This window comes from Nitrosomonas sp. (assembly GCF_040240425.1).
Taxonomy (GTDB): domain Bacteria; phylum Pseudomonadota; class Gammaproteobacteria; order Burkholderiales; family Nitrosomonadaceae; genus Nitrosomonas.
Map to the genome: position 1 here is coordinate 12,401 of NZ_QPHG01000032.1, position 19,118 is coordinate 31,518.

Consider the following 19,118-nt stretch of genomic DNA (forward strand, 5'->3'; position numbering starts at 1 on the left):
TGTATTGCTTGAAATTATGATATAACGAAAATAATCTATTTGCAAACATCGATTATAGTGTTAGTATATTTCTTGAAACTCACAGAACCGGGCAAGATATGTGGAGATGGCCATCTCCACCCCAACTTATTCGCACTCCGTGCTCAACGTTGATCTTGCTCTTCGAGGAAAACTGAAATGATTGACCAAAAGAACCCAAAGACAATCGGGAAAGAAAGAAGAGATAAGAAGCTCAGGGTGCCTGTTTTGCCAATCGAGGAAGCTGAGATAAAGAGCAAAGCAACGGATGCCGGATTAACCGTTGCCGAGTACCTGCGCAATCTGGGCCTAGGTTATCAAGTCCCCAGTGTTATAGATAACCGGAAAGTGGATGCTTTGTTAAGAATCAACGCGGATCTTGGCAGATTGGGTGGGTTGATCAAACTTTGGCTCACCAACGACAAGCGTACAAAATTGATTGGCAAGTCACAATTGCATTTAACCTTGGACAGTATCCGGAGTACCCAGAGCACGATGCTGGGCGTCATTATGAAGCTTAAAAAATAACTTTCGGAATAGTCATTTATTACTTAAGCAGCTTAAATACGATGATCGCTAAAATCATACCCATCAAATCAGTGCGCAAAAGTAACTTCTCTGCGCTGATACGGTACTTAACTGATCCTCAAGACAAGAGTGAGCGTGTCAGTCAGATCAAGGTTTCGAACTGTTATTCAGACGATCTAACGGCTGCCTTACTTGAAATTCAGAACACGCAGGAAATGAATAAGCGTGCCAAATCAGACAAAACCTGTCATTTGGTACTGAGCTTCCCTGAAGGGGAACGTTTATCCTTTTCTGACCTGAATGCCATTGAAGAGCGATTTTGCGAGGCTCTGGGTTTTGGTGGCCATCAACGCATCAGCGTAGTTCACGATGACACCAATAACCTGCACGTGCATATTGCGATCAACAAGATTCACCCCAAAAACCTCACAATCCATAACCCTTACTATGATTACAAGAAAGTAGCCAAGCTTTGTGAGCAAATCGAACAGGAATATGGTTTAACACAGATTAATCATGAAACCCAAAGCGATAAAGCGTCAAGAGTAGCGCAGGAAATTGAAACCAGAACAGGCGTGGAGAGTTTATTGGGCTGGATCAGGCGTGAGTGCTTGAATGAATTGAAGCAGTCGGACAACTGGCAGGATTTGCATCAGGTTCTAGCTAGACATGGCCTTGAAATCAAGGAACGTGGCAACGGGTTTGTATTGGTTGCCAACAATGGTGTGGCTGTTAAAGCCAGTTCGGTTGACCGTTCTCTCTCCAAAGGCAATTTGACCCAAAGACTGGGCGCTTTTGTATCTGGTGAGCATTCTGTTCAATCTTCAAGTCCAGACACCAAACAATACCAGCCAAGACCGCTACAAAATCAAATGGATACTTCAAAGCTCTATTCAAGATACCAGCAAGAGCAAGCGAATAGCGTCAGACATCGTTCAAGCCAGTGGGTTATGTTGCGCCAAAACAGAGATCGATTAATAAAACGCGCCAAACAGGAAGCAAAACTCAAGCGCAACCTCATTAAAAACATCAAAGCCGGGAGATTGGCAAAGAAAGCGCTATACGCAACCGCACATCAGCAGTTCAAAACAACGATAGCAGTCATTAAAAATGATTACCAGAAAGCCTACCAGCACTCTAAAACCCGTCATTCCAGAATGGGGTGGTTGGATTGGCTAGCATTTGAGGCCAAAAATGGTAATGCTGAAGCATTAGGTGTTTTGCGATCCAGAAGAACCGGTCAATTTAAAGGCAACCAAATATCGGCCAAGCAAAGCCATGATTGTTTCAGCACCGACCGGGACTTCAAGGATAGTTTTGATGAATCGATTACCAAAATCGGTACAGTCACTTATAAAGCAGGATCAACCACCATCCGCGATGACGGCAAACGGCTCATCGTTCTGCCGGATACATCGCAGAAAGCCTTGAGAGATATTTTGCAAGTGGCCATGAAGAAGTACGGCTGCCACCTGGCGATCAATGGAACTGAATCGTTTCGTCTTGAGATAGCACAGGTCGCAGTACAAAACCAAATGCACGTGACTTTTGATGATAAGGCACTGGAACAATACCGTCAGCGATTAATGAAACAGCACAGGGTCAATAAAGCGCAATCGGCAGGTCAAAAACGATCCGTTACCTAAACCACTCGAAGGAGTCTTTGATGAATAAAGCCAATTTTGATTCTAAAGACAGCAGAAATATTACAAAAGATACATTTATCGTTCGGCTATTGTCCGTTGTGTGTCTTGTTGGCGGATTCCAAGTCGCCACCCAGTATTTTGCCTATAAATTCAATTATCAAGAACAATTAGGCGCGCACTTTTTTTGCATCTATGAACCCTGGGCAATTCTGCTATGGGCAAATAAATGGTATGGCGAGTATTCGGGCATCTTCGATCTGGCGGCAGGTTTCGGGATGTTATTCTCCAGTATCGGTTTGATATTGGTGCTGGTCATTAAAATGGTGCTGGCCAATTCATCCCGGACCAATCAGGGATTGCATGGTTCAGCCAGATGGGCAGATAAAAAAGATATTAAGGCCGCAGGACTACTGTCAATCAGCAAGAATAGCAAAAATAACCAGAGCGACGCCGTTTATGTCGGCGGCTGGCGGGATAATTCCGGCAAAACCCACTATCTGAAACACAGTGGCCCGGAACATGTATTGTGTTATGCCCCAACCCGCTCTGGCAAGGGTGTCAGTCTCGTCATACCGACTCTGCTTTCCTGGACTCAGAGTGCAGTCATTACTGACCTCAAAGGTGAGTTATGGGCATTGACCGCCGGTTGGAGAAAGCATTATGCCAAGAACAAGGTACTACGTTTTGATCCGGCATCAACCAGTAGTGCGCACTGGAATCCGCTGGATGAAATCCAGATTGGCAGCGGGATGGAAGTGGCCGACGTTCAAAACCTGACTACCTTAATTGTTGATCCGGATGGTAAAGGATTACAAACCCACTGGCAGAAGACCAGCCAGGCATTGCTGGTAGGTGTCATTTTGCATGCTTTGTATAAATCAGAGCGAGAAGGAATCCCTGCCACATTCTCGACTGTCGATGCAATGCTCTCTGATCCTGATCGCGATATCAGGGAATTGTGGATGGAAATGGCCATGCAAGATTATCTGGACGGCAAAAGTCACTCGGTTATTGCAGCCAGTGCGCGCGACATGCTGGATCGCCCTGAAGAAGAAGCGGGTTCCGTGTTGTCGACAGCCAAATCGTATTTGTCTTTGTACCGCGATCCGATCGTGGCCAACAATATCAGCACATCGGATTTCACAATCCGCGACCTCATGCACCATGAGCATCCCGTCAGCTTATACATTGTGTCACACCCCAATGACAAATCGCGCTTGCGTCCTTTAATGCGCATTCTGATCAATATGATCATCAGAAAGCTGGCCGATAGAATCACGTTTAAAGACGGTCAACCAGCTGTGCATTACAAACACAAACTGCTATTAATGCTCGATGAATTCCCAAGCTTAGGCAAGCTTGAAATCTTCCAGGAATCCCTCGCATTTATCGCAGGCTACGGCATGAAAGCCTATTTGATCTGTCAGGACTTAAATCAACTCAAAAGTCGCGAGACCGGCTACGGGCACGATGAGGCGATCACTTCCAACTGTCACATTCAGACCGCATTTGCACCCAACCGGATTGAAACAGCGGAACACTTATCCAAACTGACTGGGCAAACCACGGTCATCAAAGAACAGATTACCACCAGTGGCCGCAGGTCATCAATGATGCATGGGCATGTCACCCGTACCCTGCAGGAGACGCAACGCGCGTTATTAACGCCGGATGAGTGTATGCGGCTACCCGGCCCGATGAAAGATGCTGACGGCAAGATCACCAAACCAGGCGACATGATTATTTATGTGGCCGGTTTCCCCGCAATCTATGGCACACAGCCTTTGTACTTTCAGGATGAAACCTTTACGGCACGGGCACAAGTGAATCCCCCGAGCTTTAGCGATAAATTAACCGGACTGTAAGATACCTCGAACTCTATTGAGTCATTTTCATGAAAAAACCCATCAAAATCCTGGGTATTTCTGTTCTGGCAGTGAGCGTTAGCCTATTTGTGCTGAGTATTGGTTTGCGTATTAGCGGTATTTATATCAATACCACACCAAGCTTGCCAGTGGGTTTTTACAAAGTGGTTGATGAACCGATTGCAAGCGGTGCTTATGTCGCCTTCTGCCCACCACAGAATGCGGTTTTTGATATGGCCAGGGATAGATCCTACATCAATCAAGGGGATTGCCCTAGCGGTTATGGCTTGATGCTGAAACGTGTCTTTGCACAATCCGGAGATACGGTTTCCATCGATCAGGCTGGCATTTTTGTGAATGGCAAACATTTACCCAACAGCGCCCAGTTAACAACCGATGCTGATGGTCATCCATTGCCGCAATACCGGCTGGAAGCTGTGCTGGAAGATTCTGAGTACCTGCTGCTATCCGATTTAAACCCACAATCCTTTGATGCGCGCTATTTCGGATTGATTGTGCGTGATCAGATTCAACAGGTTGTACGTCCGGTTTTTACCTGGAGTCATTAATTAAAAGGAGGCAAAACCATGCATAGACCACCGATTGATGCTGAAACCAATAATCCTGACATAACAGAAATCATTCAGGAAAAGCTACTCGATGCTGAGATACCGGGCTTCCAGGCTGAATTTGATCCCTTGGAGGCGGAAAGGCTGGGCGCATTCAAAGAAGATGCTTTGAGTGAGGAAGATGCGCTGGATAGCACAATTGATCATACAGCGGAGGTTCAAGATGAAAGAGGCTAAGAAGGCTTTTCATGAACAAGTCGCCGAGAATCTGATTGAGCAACTCAAAAAAGGTGTTGCGCCCTGGCAAAAGCCGTGGAAACCCGGTGATCTGCTTACCATATTACCCATGAATCCCACATCCGGTAAACGTTACCGTGGCATTAATAGCTTGAACCTGATGAGCCGTGCGTATACGGATCCGCGTTGGTTGACGTACAAGCAAGCGATAAGTCTTGGCGCACAAGTGCGCAAAGGTGAAAAAAGCACGCTCGTGCAATACTGGAAATTCACCGATGAACGCATCAAAATCGATGACAACAATAATCCTGTACTAAATAGTGAAGGTAATGCTATTAAAGAACAGGTGAGATTGGAGCGTCCCAGGGTGTTTTATGCCGCCGTATTTAATGCGCAGCAGATGGATAATCTGCCAGAACTCAGTATTAAAGCCCCTGACTGGGATCCACTGGAGCGTGCTGAGCACATATTACAAGCATCCAATGCCGTAATCCATCATGGCGAGGCTGATCGCGCATTTTACCGACCATCAACCGATAGTATCCACTTGCCCCATAAGCACCAGTTTCCGACCCCCGATCGTTACTACGCAACCGCACTGCATGAACTGGGCCACTGGACAGGTCATGAATTGCGCTTAAGTCGTGATCTATCGCATCCATTTGGAAGCGAAGACTATGCCAAAGAAGAATTGCGCGCTGAAATTGCCAGCATGCTGCTTAGCGGTGAATTGGGTATCGGTCATGATCCCGGGCAGCATGTGGCTTATGTGAGTTCATGGATCAAAGCGCTACAGGAAGATCCGACAGAAATATTTCGTGCTGCCACTGATGCTGAAAAAATCCAGGATTATGTACTGGCATTGTCACAACAACAGGAAATTGCAAAGAAAGTTGATGTAGAGGAGGCAATCAAAATGGATCAAATCAAGCAAAACACCGCCACTTATTTGCAGAATCTCTCGCCTGATCTGGCAACTATCGTTACCAGCAATATCCAACGGTTTAATGATCTGACACAAGCCATGGCAAAAAAAGATCAGGATGCCATCATTTTGGTTGCTGATGCACTCAAGTTTTCGAGGGGCGGCGGCATTGATAATCTGGAGTTTGAAGAAGTGTCAGAAGAAAAACTGGGCTTTGGAATTCCGGCTGACTGGAATGGACAATTGCAGATTCAGGGCAACGTGATTCAAACCGATGAAAATGGTATTGAGTCTATAGTATCCGCTGATTCAATAAACATGGAGCCACAATTTTGGGGCGTGACTATGCAGCGTGATGATCAGACCTTTCAATGGGTTAGAGACTGTGAGTCCAAACAGGAAGCGCAAGATTTAACCAATCTGCTCGCACTCATTGATGTTGCTGCCGAAAAGAATGAACATGAAAAGGCCGCTAAGCTTGTCAACATCCATGAAAATCGCATTCGAAATGATCCAATTAGCACTGGAGTATCGATATCAGGAGCCAAGACCGAACAAAACGATGGCAATGCTCGTCAATATTTGATTGTTCCTTATCGTGATAAGGATTTAGCAAAAGCCGCTGGGGCTCGTTGGGACAAAAAAGCCCGTGCCTGGTATGTAGGGCCAGAAGCAGATATTCAGACATTGCAACGCTGGCTGCCGGAGAATGTTTCCAGACAGCAGGAACCGGCTATCGATCCTCACGTGGAATTTGCTGAATTGCTGCGCGCTCAAGGTTGCCGAGTTGATGGCAATCATCCGGTGATGGATGGCAGCAAACACAGAATTAAAGTTGAGGGTGATAAGTCGGGTGAGAAATCAGGTTTTTATGTGGCGCATCTGGATGGTCATCCTGCCGGATATTTCAAGAACAATCGAACCGGTATTGAAATTCGCTGGAAGGCTAAGGGGTATTCGTTAACGGATGAGCAGAAAGCCGAGCTGATCGCCCAAGCTGCTATCAAGCAGCAGAACAGAAAAGCCGAACAACATGCACAGCAAATTAAAGTTGCTGATGCAATTCAGCAATTGCTGACTATCGCACCTGCTGCCGATTCCGAACATCCTTATCTGAAAGAGAAGCATGCCCGGCCAGGCGATTTAAGAATCGTGCCGCAGAATGTGCATGATTTGCCAACCGATTCAATCATCAAAATTGGTCAGAACTGGCAGGAAGTCAGGCTACTACGTGAGGAAAATCCAGACAGTATTGTACTGACTGCCGGTGATTTATTGCTGGCTGTACAAGATATTCATGGTCAGATCTGGAGTGCGCAAACGATACAACCCAGTGGTGCAAAGCTTTTTGCAGCGGGTAGCAAGAAAGAGAATAACTTTCATGTGGCGGGTAATGCAGGTCAGGGATTGGATGCAGCAATTAACAAATTACCTGCCATTGTAATTGCTGAAGGTTATGCCACCGCAGATACATTATCTCAGGGGCTGAATTATCCTGTCATAGCTGCATTTGATTCAGGTAACTTGCCCAAAGTTGCGCAGGATTTACATCATAAATACCCGCACAAGCCAATCGTTATCGCAGGCGACGATGATTATCATCTGGAATCCACCCTTGGCAAAAATCCCGGCAAGGAAAAAGCGTTGGAAGCAGCGACATTGGTAAATGGGGCTGTGGTATTTCCGATTTTTGCGCCGGGTGAACGGAACTCAAGGAAATTAAATGATTTTAATGATCTCGCCAATAAAAGCGCGTTGGGTATTGAGGCAGTCAAACGACAAGTTGGATCGGTTGTTGAAAAAATATCTCAGCAGGCTAAGCAGGACAGCTTATTGAAGTTACAAGTCCCTATTGAACCTAAGCAGCAGGAAATCAAGCAAAAACGTGCATTGACCAGGTAATCTTTTAAGGAGACCATAAGATGCGCGATAATATGCTGAAGATTCCAGGAAACCCATTCGATTCTGATGAAGGTGATCTTTATGAAAAAATTGAGACTCGTCCCGGTACTACAGACAAGCAAAAGAAAGCAGGAAGAGGTGCCTATACAGAACTGCTTGAAGCTCATGCTCGATGGGCAGGTGGCACCTTATTGGGTTGTGATTTCCCAAAAGACTTCAAAGAAAAAGGAGGAACCACTTTCCTGAATCAGCGCATCAAGTCAGGCCATGATCTGGCAATAATGACGCAAATATTACGCGATCCGCGTTATGAGACACTGAGAATCTTCTATACCCGTATGAATCGCATCATTCATCATACGGCTGTGAGTTCCAGATTGCCGGGTGCAGTCTATTTGGAAAAGATTGGGCATGCCAAACATGATCTGGGTGTTTTAGTAGGAAAGACTAGACGACATGTTAAAGCAGATGGTTACTGGTTATTGCATAATCATCCATCGGGTAGTGCTACGCCATCGAGTCAGGATGTCAGACTCACAGAGATACTGGCATCAACTGTTCCGAGTTTCAAAGGCCATGTGGTAATCAATACCAGTCAATACAGTGTCATTGATAAAGACGGTCATGTCGATTTTGTGGCTTGGATGGGTGATCAGGCAGGAGGTTATCAGAATAATCATTATAAAAGTCATGAGCTGCTTTTGGAGAAAATAGCCTCACCGGAGGATCTGGCAAAGATAGGTCATGCTTTAAAAAAGCGAGATCAGTTTTTTAACTTCATAGGGCTTAGTGCAACAGGTTTTGTATTGTCGTTAAGTGAGTTACCCCTGTCTGTATTGGAGCGTCCTCAAAATCTGCTTCTGGCACGACTACAAAATTTTGCACGCAATTCTGGCGTCAATACGGTATTTGCCATCACGAACACCAATGATTACAGACACCCGGTATTATCCAAAGCCTGTGAAGCTGGCATCTTAAAAGATGTGCTAACCGTAGAGGGCTCTGATTATCGTTCATTGCGGGAAGAAGGATTATTTGCGTCAATGCCCGGTGAAATAAGCGCCATTCTTAGAAAGCCCAGATCCTTTGTGAAGGAAGATGGCGGATTAACCAAGTTAAGGGGCAAAGGACGCAATAGGTAGCGGACTGGATGACTATTTGTGGCGGTATTGAATTCAATTAGAAAAGCTTTAGTTGTGTTTGCTGTGCAAAAACTGAAAGTGATATTTCTAGATCCCCTTTTTTTCTAATTGTGGTGATTTCCGCACTTATGGTTTTATCTCCAATAAAAAATTGCGGTGTTTCGCTCTTCCATGAGTCAAGTACAATTGGTGCTGTAACTTTTAATAAAATTTCCTTAGTTGCCGCATGTTCTCTTTTATCAGTCCATTTATTTATTCTAGTTTCGGAACGACGATAAGGTGCATAATTAGAGACACTCTGAAATTCGTTTAGAGGCAGTGAATTTTGAGAAGAATCTAAATTGTATTTTGTAGAAGGCAATGGATTTGTGGTTTTTACGAGAACAACACCATCCTTAAATCCACCAACTTTATTTAGTTTTCTTTCCTTTGCTTTTGTGACTTCGGACATGTCTGCTTTTAAACTATTTAATATCCCATCTATAACTTCTTGGACATCTGATAATTCTTCGATTATTGAGTCATGATCTTTCGCATCTAAAACTTCAAGAGATTCTTCTACCAGTTTTTCACATAAAGCTCTTAATAGGTCATCACCTATTAAACGTTCAGCTTTTACAAGTTCTCCACCCGATTCAATTTTTTGAGGGATCTTGTCTCTAACTAACTTATTAAATACCTGCTGCTCATTATCACCTTTAAATGTAGTACCTGCTTCTACATTTGCGCCCGTTTGAAGAAGTTGATAATAAGCATGAGAAAGAGTAGCCCCTTCTAGAAAAATAACAGCATCAATTTTTTTAACTAGCCCACCAATTTTTTGTAATGCATTTCTATCACGTAACAATATTTCATCTTGAGGTTTTACAAGCACTCTTCTAATACTCTTGTCATTCGAATCTACAAGTGCTTCTAGTTTTGCAATATCTTCAAAATTTTTAATTTCAAATATTTTATCAAAATGCGTTTTATTTCTATGACCATGACTTCTTTGTATTTTTTTTAAGTCATATTCTTCATGATACCAAGGTAAAACCGAAGCTGTAGAAAATTCCTTTGGGACACCAACAAACCACATGATGCTTAGTGGCTTATCTTCTTGAGTCGATATCAGTCTAGAATCACAAGCTATTTTTCGGATCCATTTTTTATATCTAATGCTGCTTTTCCAATCATACGGTTTGGAAATTGCTTGATTTATCCATGTACCATTTTCATTTGGGGCAACACAATTACGTTTAAAGTTCTTCTTCTCTGTGAGAACGTAATTGTCGATTGATGTACTAGCCTTATCGATATCTGAATATAGTGTGTCAACAATATAATTATCATGTGAGTTGTAATACAATCCTTCGGGAATACCCCATAAAGCTTCAATTTGGACTTTCCTTTCCCCTGGTGCAGAGAAAGCAAAAGCTGATGCTTCAGCAGGAATAAAGTTATGAAAAATGAAAGCTAATTCTATAGGCCCTGAAACTTGACTCAAAAGAATTTTAGATTTACTTATTAACCATTCTTTTGCATCTTCAATATTTCTGACTTCATGTGTGCGAGGAAGAAGCTGTTTATTTGATAGTTCATCACTAACAATATCGGTTCTTATAACCAATGAGGATCTTACCAATTCACCAATATCGTGTAATAACTCTTCTTGGAAATTTCCATTAGAAATTTCTTTTATTACTCCCTGATTATCTAGAACATATAAACTGGTTATCGGAAGATCAAGTTCCATATAAGTAAAAACATTGTTAATCTTATGATACTTCCTACCATGTTCTTTCGATATTTTAGAAAGTATTTTGGGCACGAAGGAAAAATGTGATTGATTATTTTTTTTACAGTGTTTTACAGGATCAAAATTTCCTAATAAACTTTCAACATCAGCCTGAACCAAATATATGATTTTGCCATCCCATACCCATTCAAAATGCAATCGACATTGATGTGCAGTTCCCCATGATGCTGCTTTCTTTAAAACATTTTGTAGAGATATTTTGATATTACAATCTAGGGGTTTTAGCGCAGACTCAAAATTATTTTCTTTACTTCGCCAATTGCGCAAATTAATTTGAAATGGCTCTTTTTCATTTTCTATTTCACCTAACCAATCTCTTGATTCTTTGGAGCATCTTCGTTCATTTGATAGATGACCTTTGGCAGAAACCAACGAGTATTTCTGAATAATAAGATTTATTTGTTCGTTTCTTAGCGTTTCATCTGAGATGATCTGTACTAGCCAACTTATTAGGTCATCAGCTAGTTTATTGGATCTTGCTATTTTTGTATGGAATTTTCCTCGATTCTGGATAGATTCGTTTATCCCGGAAGATCTCAAAGTTAGATGCGTTTCATTATCTAATCCAGTCTTTTTAAGTGCAAAAGTTAGTTCGAGAAACCATTCTGCAATTAGCAAATGAAGTTGTGAGTGATCCATCTTGCTTGCAGATGCTACAAGCTCTCCAGAGACTACAAAAAATGGGAGTGTCCATAAAGATGGAATACAAGCAAGACCGAAAGCTTTTTCACCTACTAATTCAGTTGAAACTTGATCGGGTAATAATTCAATAATTTCATCTTTATGTACCAATAGAATATTATTGATAGGAGTTAATCCATTAATAATATTTTTTGACATCACTTTTATGTACTTTATTTTTTATGATGTAAGCTTGTAGGACCAAAAAGAACCATTGCAATTTCATACATTTTTCCGATTGCTTGGTCAGCAAAATAACCAACTAAGAATCCAATGCCTATAGCCGATGCTGCTGAATGACTAAATTTAATGGTATCTGACCCAATATAACTTGCGCTAATTAATGTACCGACAGCAAAAGATATGCTTATAGACATAAAAGGTGATAACAATCTCCAAATTTGTCTGTCCAGGTGCCAATATCCACGCGCAACTACCCGGTACATGTACTTTATCGAAAAGGTTGTTCCCCCTAATAGTCCCGCAAAACAATAGTAGCTGTAAATACGAAAAATTTTTGGATCTAATATTTCTGGATTAAAAAGAAAGTTTTCGAGATATCTATTCCACGTTAAAAGTATTCCGAGAAGTGACATAAGAAGCAGAATAAATAGATAGATAGACTCGAACCTTATAATTTGCATCGCATCTTTAGGATATTTGCTTTGCCATTCATATTGTTGCCTTCCATCAGTGGGCTCAGCCGTGCTCGCATTGGGATCATGTGCTTCATGGCTATTGTTACTCATCGGATTTATTCCAGAAACTAGCTTAGGCCTTGCAGCTCTAGTGCTGTTCGTTGGGTTTTTTCAAGGAGGGGAAAATTCTTGTAGTCGCTAATAAGCTCATTTCCTGTTTTCCTTGCCAATATTTTTCTAAAGAATTGAGAAACTGGTCTATCAACTATGTGCAAATACCCATTAATTTTGCTAAGAGTTGGTGGTGTTTCACTATAAAAAAGGTAGTCTCGGCCACATGATTTATTGGTAATTTCACTTGCGATACATTTTTGCCACGGTAACCTAGTCTCTTTTAAATCTTCTAATAGAGATTCAACAAATGGGACGAAATGAAAATGAGCATGATCAACGCCGCATCCTGTTGGAGAGCCGCTATATGATGCACCATGCTCAAACATTACTGGCCGACCAAATTTTTCTTCAATATATTTATAAATTTTTAGTGCTAATCTTACAAATTCATCATCTTCGTACAGTTCTGACATGTCATATATATGTTTTCTTGGAACAATCATTACCCATCCATCTATAAAAGCCCCAATTGAAGGAATTACCATGTAATTGGGCGTTTCATGAATTGGTTTATCGACAATTCCGTTTATATGTCTGCTTTTTACGATTGAGCACAACCTGCATAAATCAGTTGTTGTACTTTTCATTTTTGAACTCACTAATAAAAAATGGTCAGTTAAGCTTAATAATTTACACTGGAATGAAATTATTTGTTTGATTCATAAATTTTGATGACTTAGCATCAAAATCTCTTATTGAAATTCCACTGTGATAATAGTTCGTATCAAACTTTGGCAAAGTTTTCAGGTTAGTTAATAGTAGCTCTCTTCCAATAAATGAATTCCCACCAATTGGATGGGTTGAGTATGTACTATCAATTATGCAGCCGTTAACTTGTTTTCCAGACAGATACATATCACGAATAATTTTTGAATCATCATACGATAAAACCCAAGGAATATCGCAAAAATTATGTAAATATTCATATAATGCAGCGTGTTCATTTTCATCAAATACATATCTATAAAGTCTATCCGCCTTGTTGTAGTAGGGGGGGTCAAAATAAAGAAAACATGAGGAAGTAATGCTTTGACAGATAAAATTCCTCCAAGGTTTATTTTCAATAAAATTTACCCTATCTGCATAACTAGACAATTTTTCTATCCGTGCAGCCAATTTTTCTCGATTGAATCTACATCCAATTGTCCAGCGATCCTGTTTTCTTCCTCCAATAGGACCTGCATGCTTATGTAATAAACCAGAAAAAGAGGTTCTGTTGAGATAGAGGCATTGGAATGCCTGTTCTCTAAGTGTTTGAGGAGTTTTTGATTTTTGATAATCCCAGTATTCAAGTGTCAAAGGAGCGGTCATTACTTGCTCGCAAAGCCATTTGCTATCGGAGGTAGAAAAAACAGCTTTCCATAGAGATGCGATCATTGGATCTAAGTCATTTAGACTAATTGTTTCAACTGCATCAGCTTCCAGTAGGTTTAGAGAAATTGAAGCTCCACCACAGAATGGTTCAATAAATGTTTTCGGTTGCAGTTTGTTCAGCTTAAAAATAGACACGAGTATTTTAGCATGTCGGCCTTTTCCACCCGGGTATCTCAATAAACTGCCAGAAAGGGATCTAATTTTGAGAGGTTCTGATGCCACGCTATTTCACCAATTTTCTATGCATTGAACAGTAACTATATAAAGTATCCAGTTTTTTTAACACAACCCATGCACGACTAGTGTTCAGAAAAGATCGCTCTGATTATGAATACATCAAGTCGAGCGCATCTGCATCCAACGACAAAGATGGTTTGTACCACAATAAATGCATGCGTTCACTATTCACTTGACCATAATCGCACCAGTTTATAGATGTTGAGCTTTTATTTAGCAATCGCACTGAAAACAAAAGCACTACAGTTGCACAACACACTTTCTATTACTAGAGCAGGTTATGCCGCACAAGATCAAGTATCCGTGCCCCATATAGCTTCTTGCTTTAACGATACAACAATCCAGAGCCACGCAATATTTTAATAAAATTCTATAAGAATCTTGTTTTAATCGGTTCTACACCAATTGCAAGAACAGTAGCACTAAATACCAGCTCATCGCATATTTAAAATAATAGGGGCTGTAGTAGATCAGGTTAAATCTGGGTCCAAAGTTTGTGTATTTATAGTTGCTGTTTAGGTGTTCCATAATTAAATCTAAATTCACATTCTTTGAGAAACAGAGGAAATGATCCTTTAGGAATACCATTGTATTTTCTTAAGACGCATTTTGCCTGATTCCAAAAGTTTTCAATGCCGTTGATGTGATTCTTACCTTGAGCAAATAGCGTGGAATGATTGATCCGTTCATGGTAAAAATGATTCACGTCGAGAGCATTATAACTGCGGTAACAGTCTGTATAAACTATGCTGTCAGGTGCTATTTTTCTAGTAATGGGCGGCTCAACGTTTCTGTCTTGGTATCTCCAACAACCTTCGTATAGACCTTATCACCGCGTTTCAATATGCCAAACACAGCAACCTTATGGAGATTATCTCGTAACGGAAGCCATCGGATGAAGTCGAAAGTAACAAGCGGGCGTTAATGATAAATGTTCCATCGATTGCCTTGGCATCGGTCGCGTTATCGTATGTAACGGGTTCAATGCGCAGTTCGTCAATGGAGATCGTCATGATTATTCGCTTCCGTTGACAGGGCTTGCAGTGCTAGTTCAGCAATGGAAAAATCCGAATCTGCGTTTTGGCGATCATCATCTTCCAAAAACCATGAAGCCGATAAGCCAGCATATGCCAATGTCCACTGCAATAAGCGCCGTCGTTCCAAATTAGCAGCTTGCGCAATCACGTAAGATTGGCGAATAAATCTGATGGGATCAGTGACCGATGGTAATTCCGGATTGCACAGAAGATTCGCATAATCATAGCCGCGCTCACCGATTATGCGCTTCGGGTCGATGGCAAGCCAACCGCGCGAACCAAAATCTAATACGTTTTCATGATGTATGTCACCATGCAGCACTACAATGTCGTGCGGTGAGGCCAACAACTCGCGGGCGGCAGCTAAACTTTCAAGAAGCACGCCCCCTTCGCGCTGTGCAGCCGACTCTAACGCCTCAAACCAAATATTTAATGGGATAAGCTCTGGCGGCGGCATAGATCGGGGTTGGTGTAGTTTGGCGATTACATTGCAAGCAATGCGGCTAGCCTCATCATCTTGACCATTGCATGCCATCTGCATGAGAGAATTAGCTCCTTGAGCCCGTTCCATCAGTAGTGCATCACCTTCGTAAGCATACACTCGCGCTGCGCCATCGCCATTCCACCATTGCATGACTAAACCGCCAAATTTTTCTTCGGTATCCATGACAATTTTCAGCATGGCAGGATTGCCATTTATGTGCCCATCCATACGCACTGGCAATAAATAGCTGCCGCGCGTGACAATGGGGTCGCCATCGGGAAGGAGATTCCATCGTCTTAAATAAGGTTCAAACATAAAATCATTTCAGCAGAGCTTATTATTTTTCTGAGCGTATGACACTTCTACCTTTTCGCATGGCGTGATTGGGTGCTTGTTAGTGCAAATAATCAACTTGTTTCAGATTTTCAGAAATAAACAACCTCCCTGGCAAGACCACGGGGTATTAGAAAAGCGCAAGCTGACGCAGTTCTTCTTTTGGCATACCTTGGTTCTTTACATACCGCTCAACTACATTCCAATCCGCTCTTCCCCCTACAGTTGCGATAATAGCCATCCGTCCAAAACTCTCCATTCCACAGGTCTTCCGGCCTCTTCTTAAACAATTCTCGCGCTGTAATGCTCTTGAACACCCTTACAATCTGACCCGGTGCAATCTTCGGATGCGCTGTACAAAGTATATGACATGGTCTTTGCGCAACCTATCTGCTCAAACTCAATGTCGTAGCGCTCTTCTATCTCTTTCGTAGTCATCATAATGATTCTTACAACCGCTTCGTCTAACAGCCCTCGTCTGTATTTCACAGGAAATGCAATGTGATAATGTATCTACCACGCATAGTGGCTCGCCTTTTCTACGACATCTCGCATCCCAACATTCTAAAACCTAATTAGATCCCCGTGGCAAAACCACAGGGAATCACAAGATGAAAAAATGAAAATTCTCGTTATTATATCAATGATTATTTGTAGCTTAATTGGCTGCGTGACATATGACACTTCTAATCAGTTAGAACAAAATGATAAATGTGCCTTAGCGGGAAGAGCATTCATGCACTCTTGCATGAGTAGGAGATAACTTTAATAAATTTCAGATAAATTAAAAACATGAGATATTGAACAGATTAATAGGTTATTCTGGAATCACTAGCAACAAAATAGAAGCTTGTCAGGCTGCTAACCCTCTCCCCTCCTAGATGTATATAAAATCTGAAGATTAAAGCAACCAATAGCGGTTTTATATTATTTGGCCCAAATGCTCTGATAAATGACCCTAGGGCCACTAATAATTTTTTATTAGCCTCCTCATAATGTCTTCTACACAAACCATTAGAGGAGCACCACAAAATGCAATTTACTCAAATCAGAAATGCCACACTTAAAATTAATTATGGTGGTAAGAAAATATTAATTGATCCTTGGTTAGCGGAAAAAGGAGCCTTGCCGGGGTTTGGCGGGACGATCAATGAACATATTCGCAACCCAACGTCAGAATTACCTATGCCAATCAATGAAATAATTGATGTGGATGCGGTTATCTTAACGCATGATCATCCAGATCATTGGGATGATGCGGCTAAAAAGGCAATTCCTAAAGACATGTTGATTTTTACCCAACATGAAAAAGATGCAAAAGCCGTAAAATCTGCCGGATTTAACAATGTTCAGATACTAAATGAAGTCAATGATTATGAGGGTATTACGCTGATTAAAACATTGGGACAACATGGAAGGCCGAAGGTAGTAGAGGATATGAAAGAATTGCTGGGAGAAGTGAGCGGTATCATTCTCAAACATCCCGACGAAAAAACATTTTATATCGCTGGAGATACGGTCTGGTGTGAAGAAGTCGAGAATACCTTGAGCAAATATCATCCTGATGTGGTTGTATTAAATAGTTGTGATGCACAAGTTATTGGTAATGAATCTATTATTATGGGCAAGGAAGATATTTATGAGGTCTACAAAGCCGCTCCTGAAGCAACTATTATTGCAAGCCACATGGAAGCAGTGAATCATGCCACTTTAACCAGAAAAGAGCTGGGTGAATTTCTCAGAGCAAAGGAAATGACGCAACGAGTATTAGTACCCCATGATGGTGAATCATATACGTTCTGAGGTCAAAATAATGCATCTACCTTACTGATGCATTATTTTCTTCATATATTGTCTGATTATTTACAAGCTTTCATCATAAATACTATTTGAACGGTAAAAAAGTTTACCCTGCGAGGTTTTAATATGACAGTCCCATTAGTTGCGGTTGTTGCTTTTAATCATTTCAGCCCTTTTCACTTATCGGTACCATGTATTATTTTTGGTGATCTCCTGCACGATCAAAAATTATTTGAACTGAAGATCTATGCAGAGGAATCGGGCCAGATACGTTCAAATGAGGGGCTGAGTGTTCAATCGTCACTTAGTGTGGAGGAATTGGCGAAAGCAGACATTATTATTGTTCCTTCTTGGCGAGATCCTGCTGAAAAGCCAAACCAGGTAATGCTGGATGCAATGGTTGAGGCACATGCTCGAGGTAATCAAGTTGTAGGGCTGTGTTTGGGCACTTATGTGCTTGCGTATGCAGGTTTACTGAAAAACCATAAGGCGGCTACGCATTGGGAGTTTGAGCAGGATTTCATAAATCGTTTTCCTGATGTAGAACTCGACTGTAATGCGCTATATGTTGATGATGATCGTTTGATTACTTCGGCAGGGACAGCAGCCGGTCTCGACTGTTGTTTATATCTAGTTCGCCAGCGTTACGGCAGTGCAATTGCTAATAAATTGGCTAGACGTATGGTGATTCCTCCATATAGAGAAGGTGGTCAGGCACAATTTATTGAACGTCCTGTGCCTGTTTCAACACAGGATGCCAGAATCAACAAGCTTCTAGATTATTTAAGAAATAATTTAAATAAAATACATGGGTTGGATGAACTTGCTCAATATTGCATGATGAGCCGACGTACCTTCACCCGACAATTTTACAAAGCAACTGGAATGACAGTTGGAGATTGGCTATTAATAGAGCGCCTTCAGCGAAGTCAGGAATTATTAGAATCTACCTCTTTAGCAATAGATACTATTGCAGAGCAAGTAGGATTTCATTCTACTGTTTCCCTGCGTCAACATTTCAAACATAGATTTAATGTAACTCCAAGTGAATGGCGAAAAACTTTTCAAGGTAAATATCCACGCTTAGCATCCGCCGGGGGGTGTAAATAATTTTGTGTAAATGGTCATTTGGCAGGAAACTGCTTATATATTTTTGGAGTAAAAATGACCACACCCAAACCCCTGCCGACCGGCCTAATTGATAGCCTGCTGGCTGATTACAAAAAGCCGGAAGATTTAATCGGTGAGCATGGCCTTCTCAAGCAACTCACCAAAGCGTTGGTTGAACGTGCCTTGCAAGCAGAAATGGCCGAGCATCTTGGTCACGATAAGCACGAAACGGTAATCAATGCCACTGGCAATACCAGAAATGGTAAAAGCCGCAAGACCCTGAAAGGTGAGTTCGGTGAGTTGCCCATCGAGATCCCCCGTGACCGTGAAGGCAGCTTCGAGCCTCTGATCATTTCCAAGCATCAGACCCGTTGGGCGGGATTTGATGACAAGATCCTCTCGCTATATGCCCGTGGCATGACAGTGCGTGAAATCCAGCAGCACCTCACTGAAATGTATGGCACAGAAGTATCGCCTACGCTCATTTCCACGGTCACTGATGGCATAATGGATGAAGTAAAGCAGTGGCAATCCCGGCCTCTCGATGCGGTGTATCCTGTGATCTATCTCGATTGTATCCATGCCAAAGTCCGTGACGCTGGCAGTGTTCGTGCCAAAGC

The 19,118-nt window shown here is 41.9% G+C and carries 16 protein-coding genes and 1 pseudogene; 10 read left to right on the plus strand and 7 right to left on the minus strand.

Annotated features, from left to right (window positions below; all coding sequences use genetic code 11):
- Nucleotides 1-177: 177 nt before the first annotated feature.
- From traJ to DU481_RS11840, 7 genes are read left to right on the plus strand one after another with little or no spacing between them, the layout of a single operon-like run.
- A complete protein-coding gene (traJ, locus tag DU481_RS11810) occupies nucleotides 178-546 on the plus strand; it encodes a conjugal transfer transcriptional regulator TraJ (protein WP_108697961.1) in 369 nt (122 codons plus the stop codon).
- 41 nt (nucleotides 547-587) lie between these two features.
- The gene (traI, locus tag DU481_RS11815) at nucleotides 588-2,192 is read left to right on the plus strand and encodes a TraI/MobA(P) family conjugative relaxase (protein WP_350134727.1); all 1,605 of its coding nucleotides are present in this window, start codon (nucleotides 588-590) and stop codon (nucleotides 2,190-2,192) included.
- 20 nt (nucleotides 2,193-2,212) lie between these two features.
- Nucleotides 2,213-4,057 carry a type IV secretory system conjugative DNA transfer family protein gene (locus tag DU481_RS11820; RefSeq protein WP_108697959.1) on the plus strand — a complete coding sequence of 615 codons (1,845 nt, stop codon included), beginning with the start codon at nucleotides 2,213-2,215 and terminating at the stop codon, nucleotides 4,055-4,057.
- Between the two features lie 29 nt (nucleotides 4,058-4,086).
- Nucleotides 4,087-4,626 carry a conjugative transfer signal peptidase TraF gene (gene traF, locus DU481_RS11825; RefSeq protein ID WP_108697958.1) on the plus strand — a complete coding sequence of 180 codons (540 nt, stop codon included), beginning with the start codon at nucleotides 4,087-4,089 and terminating at the stop codon, nucleotides 4,624-4,626.
- An 18-nt stretch (nucleotides 4,627-4,644) separates the two neighbouring features.
- Nucleotides 4,645-4,863 (plus strand): conjugal transfer protein TraD, encoded by a 219-nt coding sequence (locus tag DU481_RS11830; RefSeq protein WP_108697957.1) that lies wholly within the window; start codon nucleotides 4,645-4,647, stop codon nucleotides 4,861-4,863.
- The gene (locus tag DU481_RS11835; protein ID WP_108697956.1) at nucleotides 4,850-7,690 is read left to right on the plus strand and encodes a zincin-like metallopeptidase domain-containing protein; all 2,841 of its coding nucleotides are present in this window, start codon (nucleotides 4,850-4,852) and stop codon (nucleotides 7,688-7,690) included. Before DU481_RS11830 ends, DU481_RS11835 begins: the two co-directional genes overlap by 14 nt.
- 20 nt (nucleotides 7,691-7,710) lie before the next feature.
- The gene (locus DU481_RS11840) at nucleotides 7,711-8,832 is read left to right on the plus strand and encodes a JAB domain-containing protein (RefSeq protein WP_108697955.1); all 1,122 of its coding nucleotides are present in this window, start codon (nucleotides 7,711-7,713) and stop codon (nucleotides 8,830-8,832) included.
- A 37-nt stretch (nucleotides 8,833-8,869) separates the two neighbouring features.
- Here DU481_RS11840 and DU481_RS11845 read toward each other — a convergent pair whose 3' ends face one another.
- The 7 genes and pseudogenes from DU481_RS11845 to DU481_RS15595 all read right to left on the minus strand — a co-directional run bounded on the left by DU481_RS11845 (nucleotide 8,870) and on the right by DU481_RS15595 (nucleotide 15,905).
- Nucleotides 8,870-11,470 carry a nucleoside triphosphate pyrophosphohydrolase gene (locus tag DU481_RS11845; protein ID WP_146158804.1) on the minus strand — a complete coding sequence of 867 codons (2,601 nt, stop codon included), beginning with the start codon at nucleotides 11,468-11,470 and terminating at the stop codon, nucleotides 8,870-8,872.
- A gap of 14 nt (nucleotides 11,471-11,484) precedes the next feature.
- A complete protein-coding gene (locus DU481_RS11850; RefSeq protein ID WP_103966542.1) occupies nucleotides 11,485-12,060 on the minus strand; it encodes a hypothetical protein in 576 nt (191 codons plus the stop codon).
- Between the two features lie 17 nt (nucleotides 12,061-12,077).
- A complete protein-coding gene (locus DU481_RS11855; protein WP_146059754.1) occupies nucleotides 12,078-12,710 on the minus strand; it encodes an HIT family protein in 633 nt (210 codons plus the stop codon).
- A gap of 43 nt (nucleotides 12,711-12,753) precedes the next feature.
- Nucleotides 12,754-13,719 (minus strand): DNA adenine methylase, encoded by a 966-nt coding sequence (locus tag DU481_RS11860; protein ID WP_108697953.1) that lies wholly within the window; start codon nucleotides 13,717-13,719, stop codon nucleotides 12,754-12,756.
- A 517-nt stretch (nucleotides 13,720-14,236) separates the two neighbouring features.
- Nucleotides 14,237-14,598 (minus strand): annotated as a pseudogene (locus DU481_RS11865) (IS1595 family transposase); the annotation flags it as partial.
- Nucleotides 14,599-14,730: 132 nt separating this feature from the next.
- The gene (locus DU481_RS11870) at nucleotides 14,731-15,570 is read right to left on the minus strand and encodes an aminoglycoside phosphotransferase family protein (RefSeq protein ID WP_108697952.1); all 840 of its coding nucleotides are present in this window, start codon (nucleotides 15,568-15,570) and stop codon (nucleotides 14,731-14,733) included.
- A gap of 209 nt (nucleotides 15,571-15,779) precedes the next feature.
- Complete coding sequence (locus tag DU481_RS15595; RefSeq protein ID WP_502889957.1) at nucleotides 15,780-15,905, minus strand: hypothetical protein; 126 nt, start codon at nucleotides 15,903-15,905, stop codon at nucleotides 15,780-15,782.
- Between the two features lie 715 nt (nucleotides 15,906-16,620).
- Here DU481_RS15595 and DU481_RS11880 point away from each other — a divergent pair.
- The 3 genes from DU481_RS11880 to DU481_RS11890 form a co-directional block, all read left to right on the plus strand.
- Nucleotides 16,621-17,391, plus strand: coding sequence for an MBL fold metallo-hydrolase (locus DU481_RS11880; protein WP_108697950.1), 771 nt, complete (start codon nucleotides 16,621-16,623; stop codon nucleotides 17,389-17,391).
- Nucleotides 17,392-17,514: 123 nt separating this feature from the next.
- Nucleotides 17,515-18,498 carry a GlxA family transcriptional regulator gene (locus DU481_RS11885; RefSeq protein WP_350134735.1) on the plus strand — a complete coding sequence of 328 codons (984 nt, stop codon included), beginning with the start codon at nucleotides 17,515-17,517 and terminating at the stop codon, nucleotides 18,496-18,498.
- A gap of 54 nt (nucleotides 18,499-18,552) precedes the next feature.
- Nucleotides 18,553-19,118: IS256 family transposase (locus tag DU481_RS11890; RefSeq protein ID WP_350134738.1), on the plus strand; the 566-nt coding region annotated here is incomplete at its 3' end.

What these genes read in the sequence shown, in the direction of transcription:
- traJ (WP_108697961.1), top strand. Translation starts at nt 178, where the DNA reads ATGATTGACCAAAAGAACCCAAAGACAATCGGGAAAGAAAGAAGAGAT.
- traI (WP_350134727.1), top strand. Translation starts at nt 588, where the DNA reads ATGATCGCTAAAATCATACCCATCAAATCAGTGCGCAAAAGTAACTTC.
- DU481_RS11820 (WP_108697959.1), top strand. Translation starts at nt 2,213, where the DNA reads ATGAATAAAGCCAATTTTGATTCTAAAGACAGCAGAAATATTACAAAA.
- traF (WP_108697958.1), top strand. Translation starts at nt 4,087, where the DNA reads ATGAAAAAACCCATCAAAATCCTGGGTATTTCTGTTCTGGCAGTGAGC.
- DU481_RS11830 (WP_108697957.1), top strand. Translation starts at nt 4,645, where the DNA reads ATGCATAGACCACCGATTGATGCTGAAACCAATAATCCTGACATAACA.
- DU481_RS11835 (WP_108697956.1), top strand. Translation starts at nt 4,850, where the DNA reads ATGAAAGAGGCTAAGAAGGCTTTTCATGAACAAGTCGCCGAGAATCTG.
- DU481_RS11840 (WP_108697955.1), top strand. Translation starts at nt 7,711, where the DNA reads ATGCGCGATAATATGCTGAAGATTCCAGGAAACCCATTCGATTCTGAT.
- DU481_RS11845 (WP_146158804.1), bottom strand. Translation starts at nt 11,470, where the DNA reads ATGTCAAAAAATATTATTAATGGATTAACTCCTATCAATAATATTCTA.
- DU481_RS11850 (WP_103966542.1), bottom strand. Translation starts at nt 12,060, where the DNA reads ATGAGTAACAATAGCCATGAAGCACATGATCCCAATGCGAGCACGGCT.
- DU481_RS11855 (WP_146059754.1), bottom strand. Translation starts at nt 12,710, where the DNA reads ATGAAAAGTACAACAACTGATTTATGCAGGTTGTGCTCAATCGTAAAA.
- DU481_RS11870 (WP_108697952.1), bottom strand. Translation starts at nt 15,570, where the DNA reads ATGTTTGAACCTTATTTAAGACGATGGAATCTCCTTCCCGATGGCGAC.
- DU481_RS11880 (WP_108697950.1), top strand. Translation starts at nt 16,621, where the DNA reads ATGCAATTTACTCAAATCAGAAATGCCACACTTAAAATTAATTATGGT.
- DU481_RS11885 (WP_350134735.1), top strand. Translation starts at nt 17,515, where the DNA reads ATGACAGTCCCATTAGTTGCGGTTGTTGCTTTTAATCATTTCAGCCCT.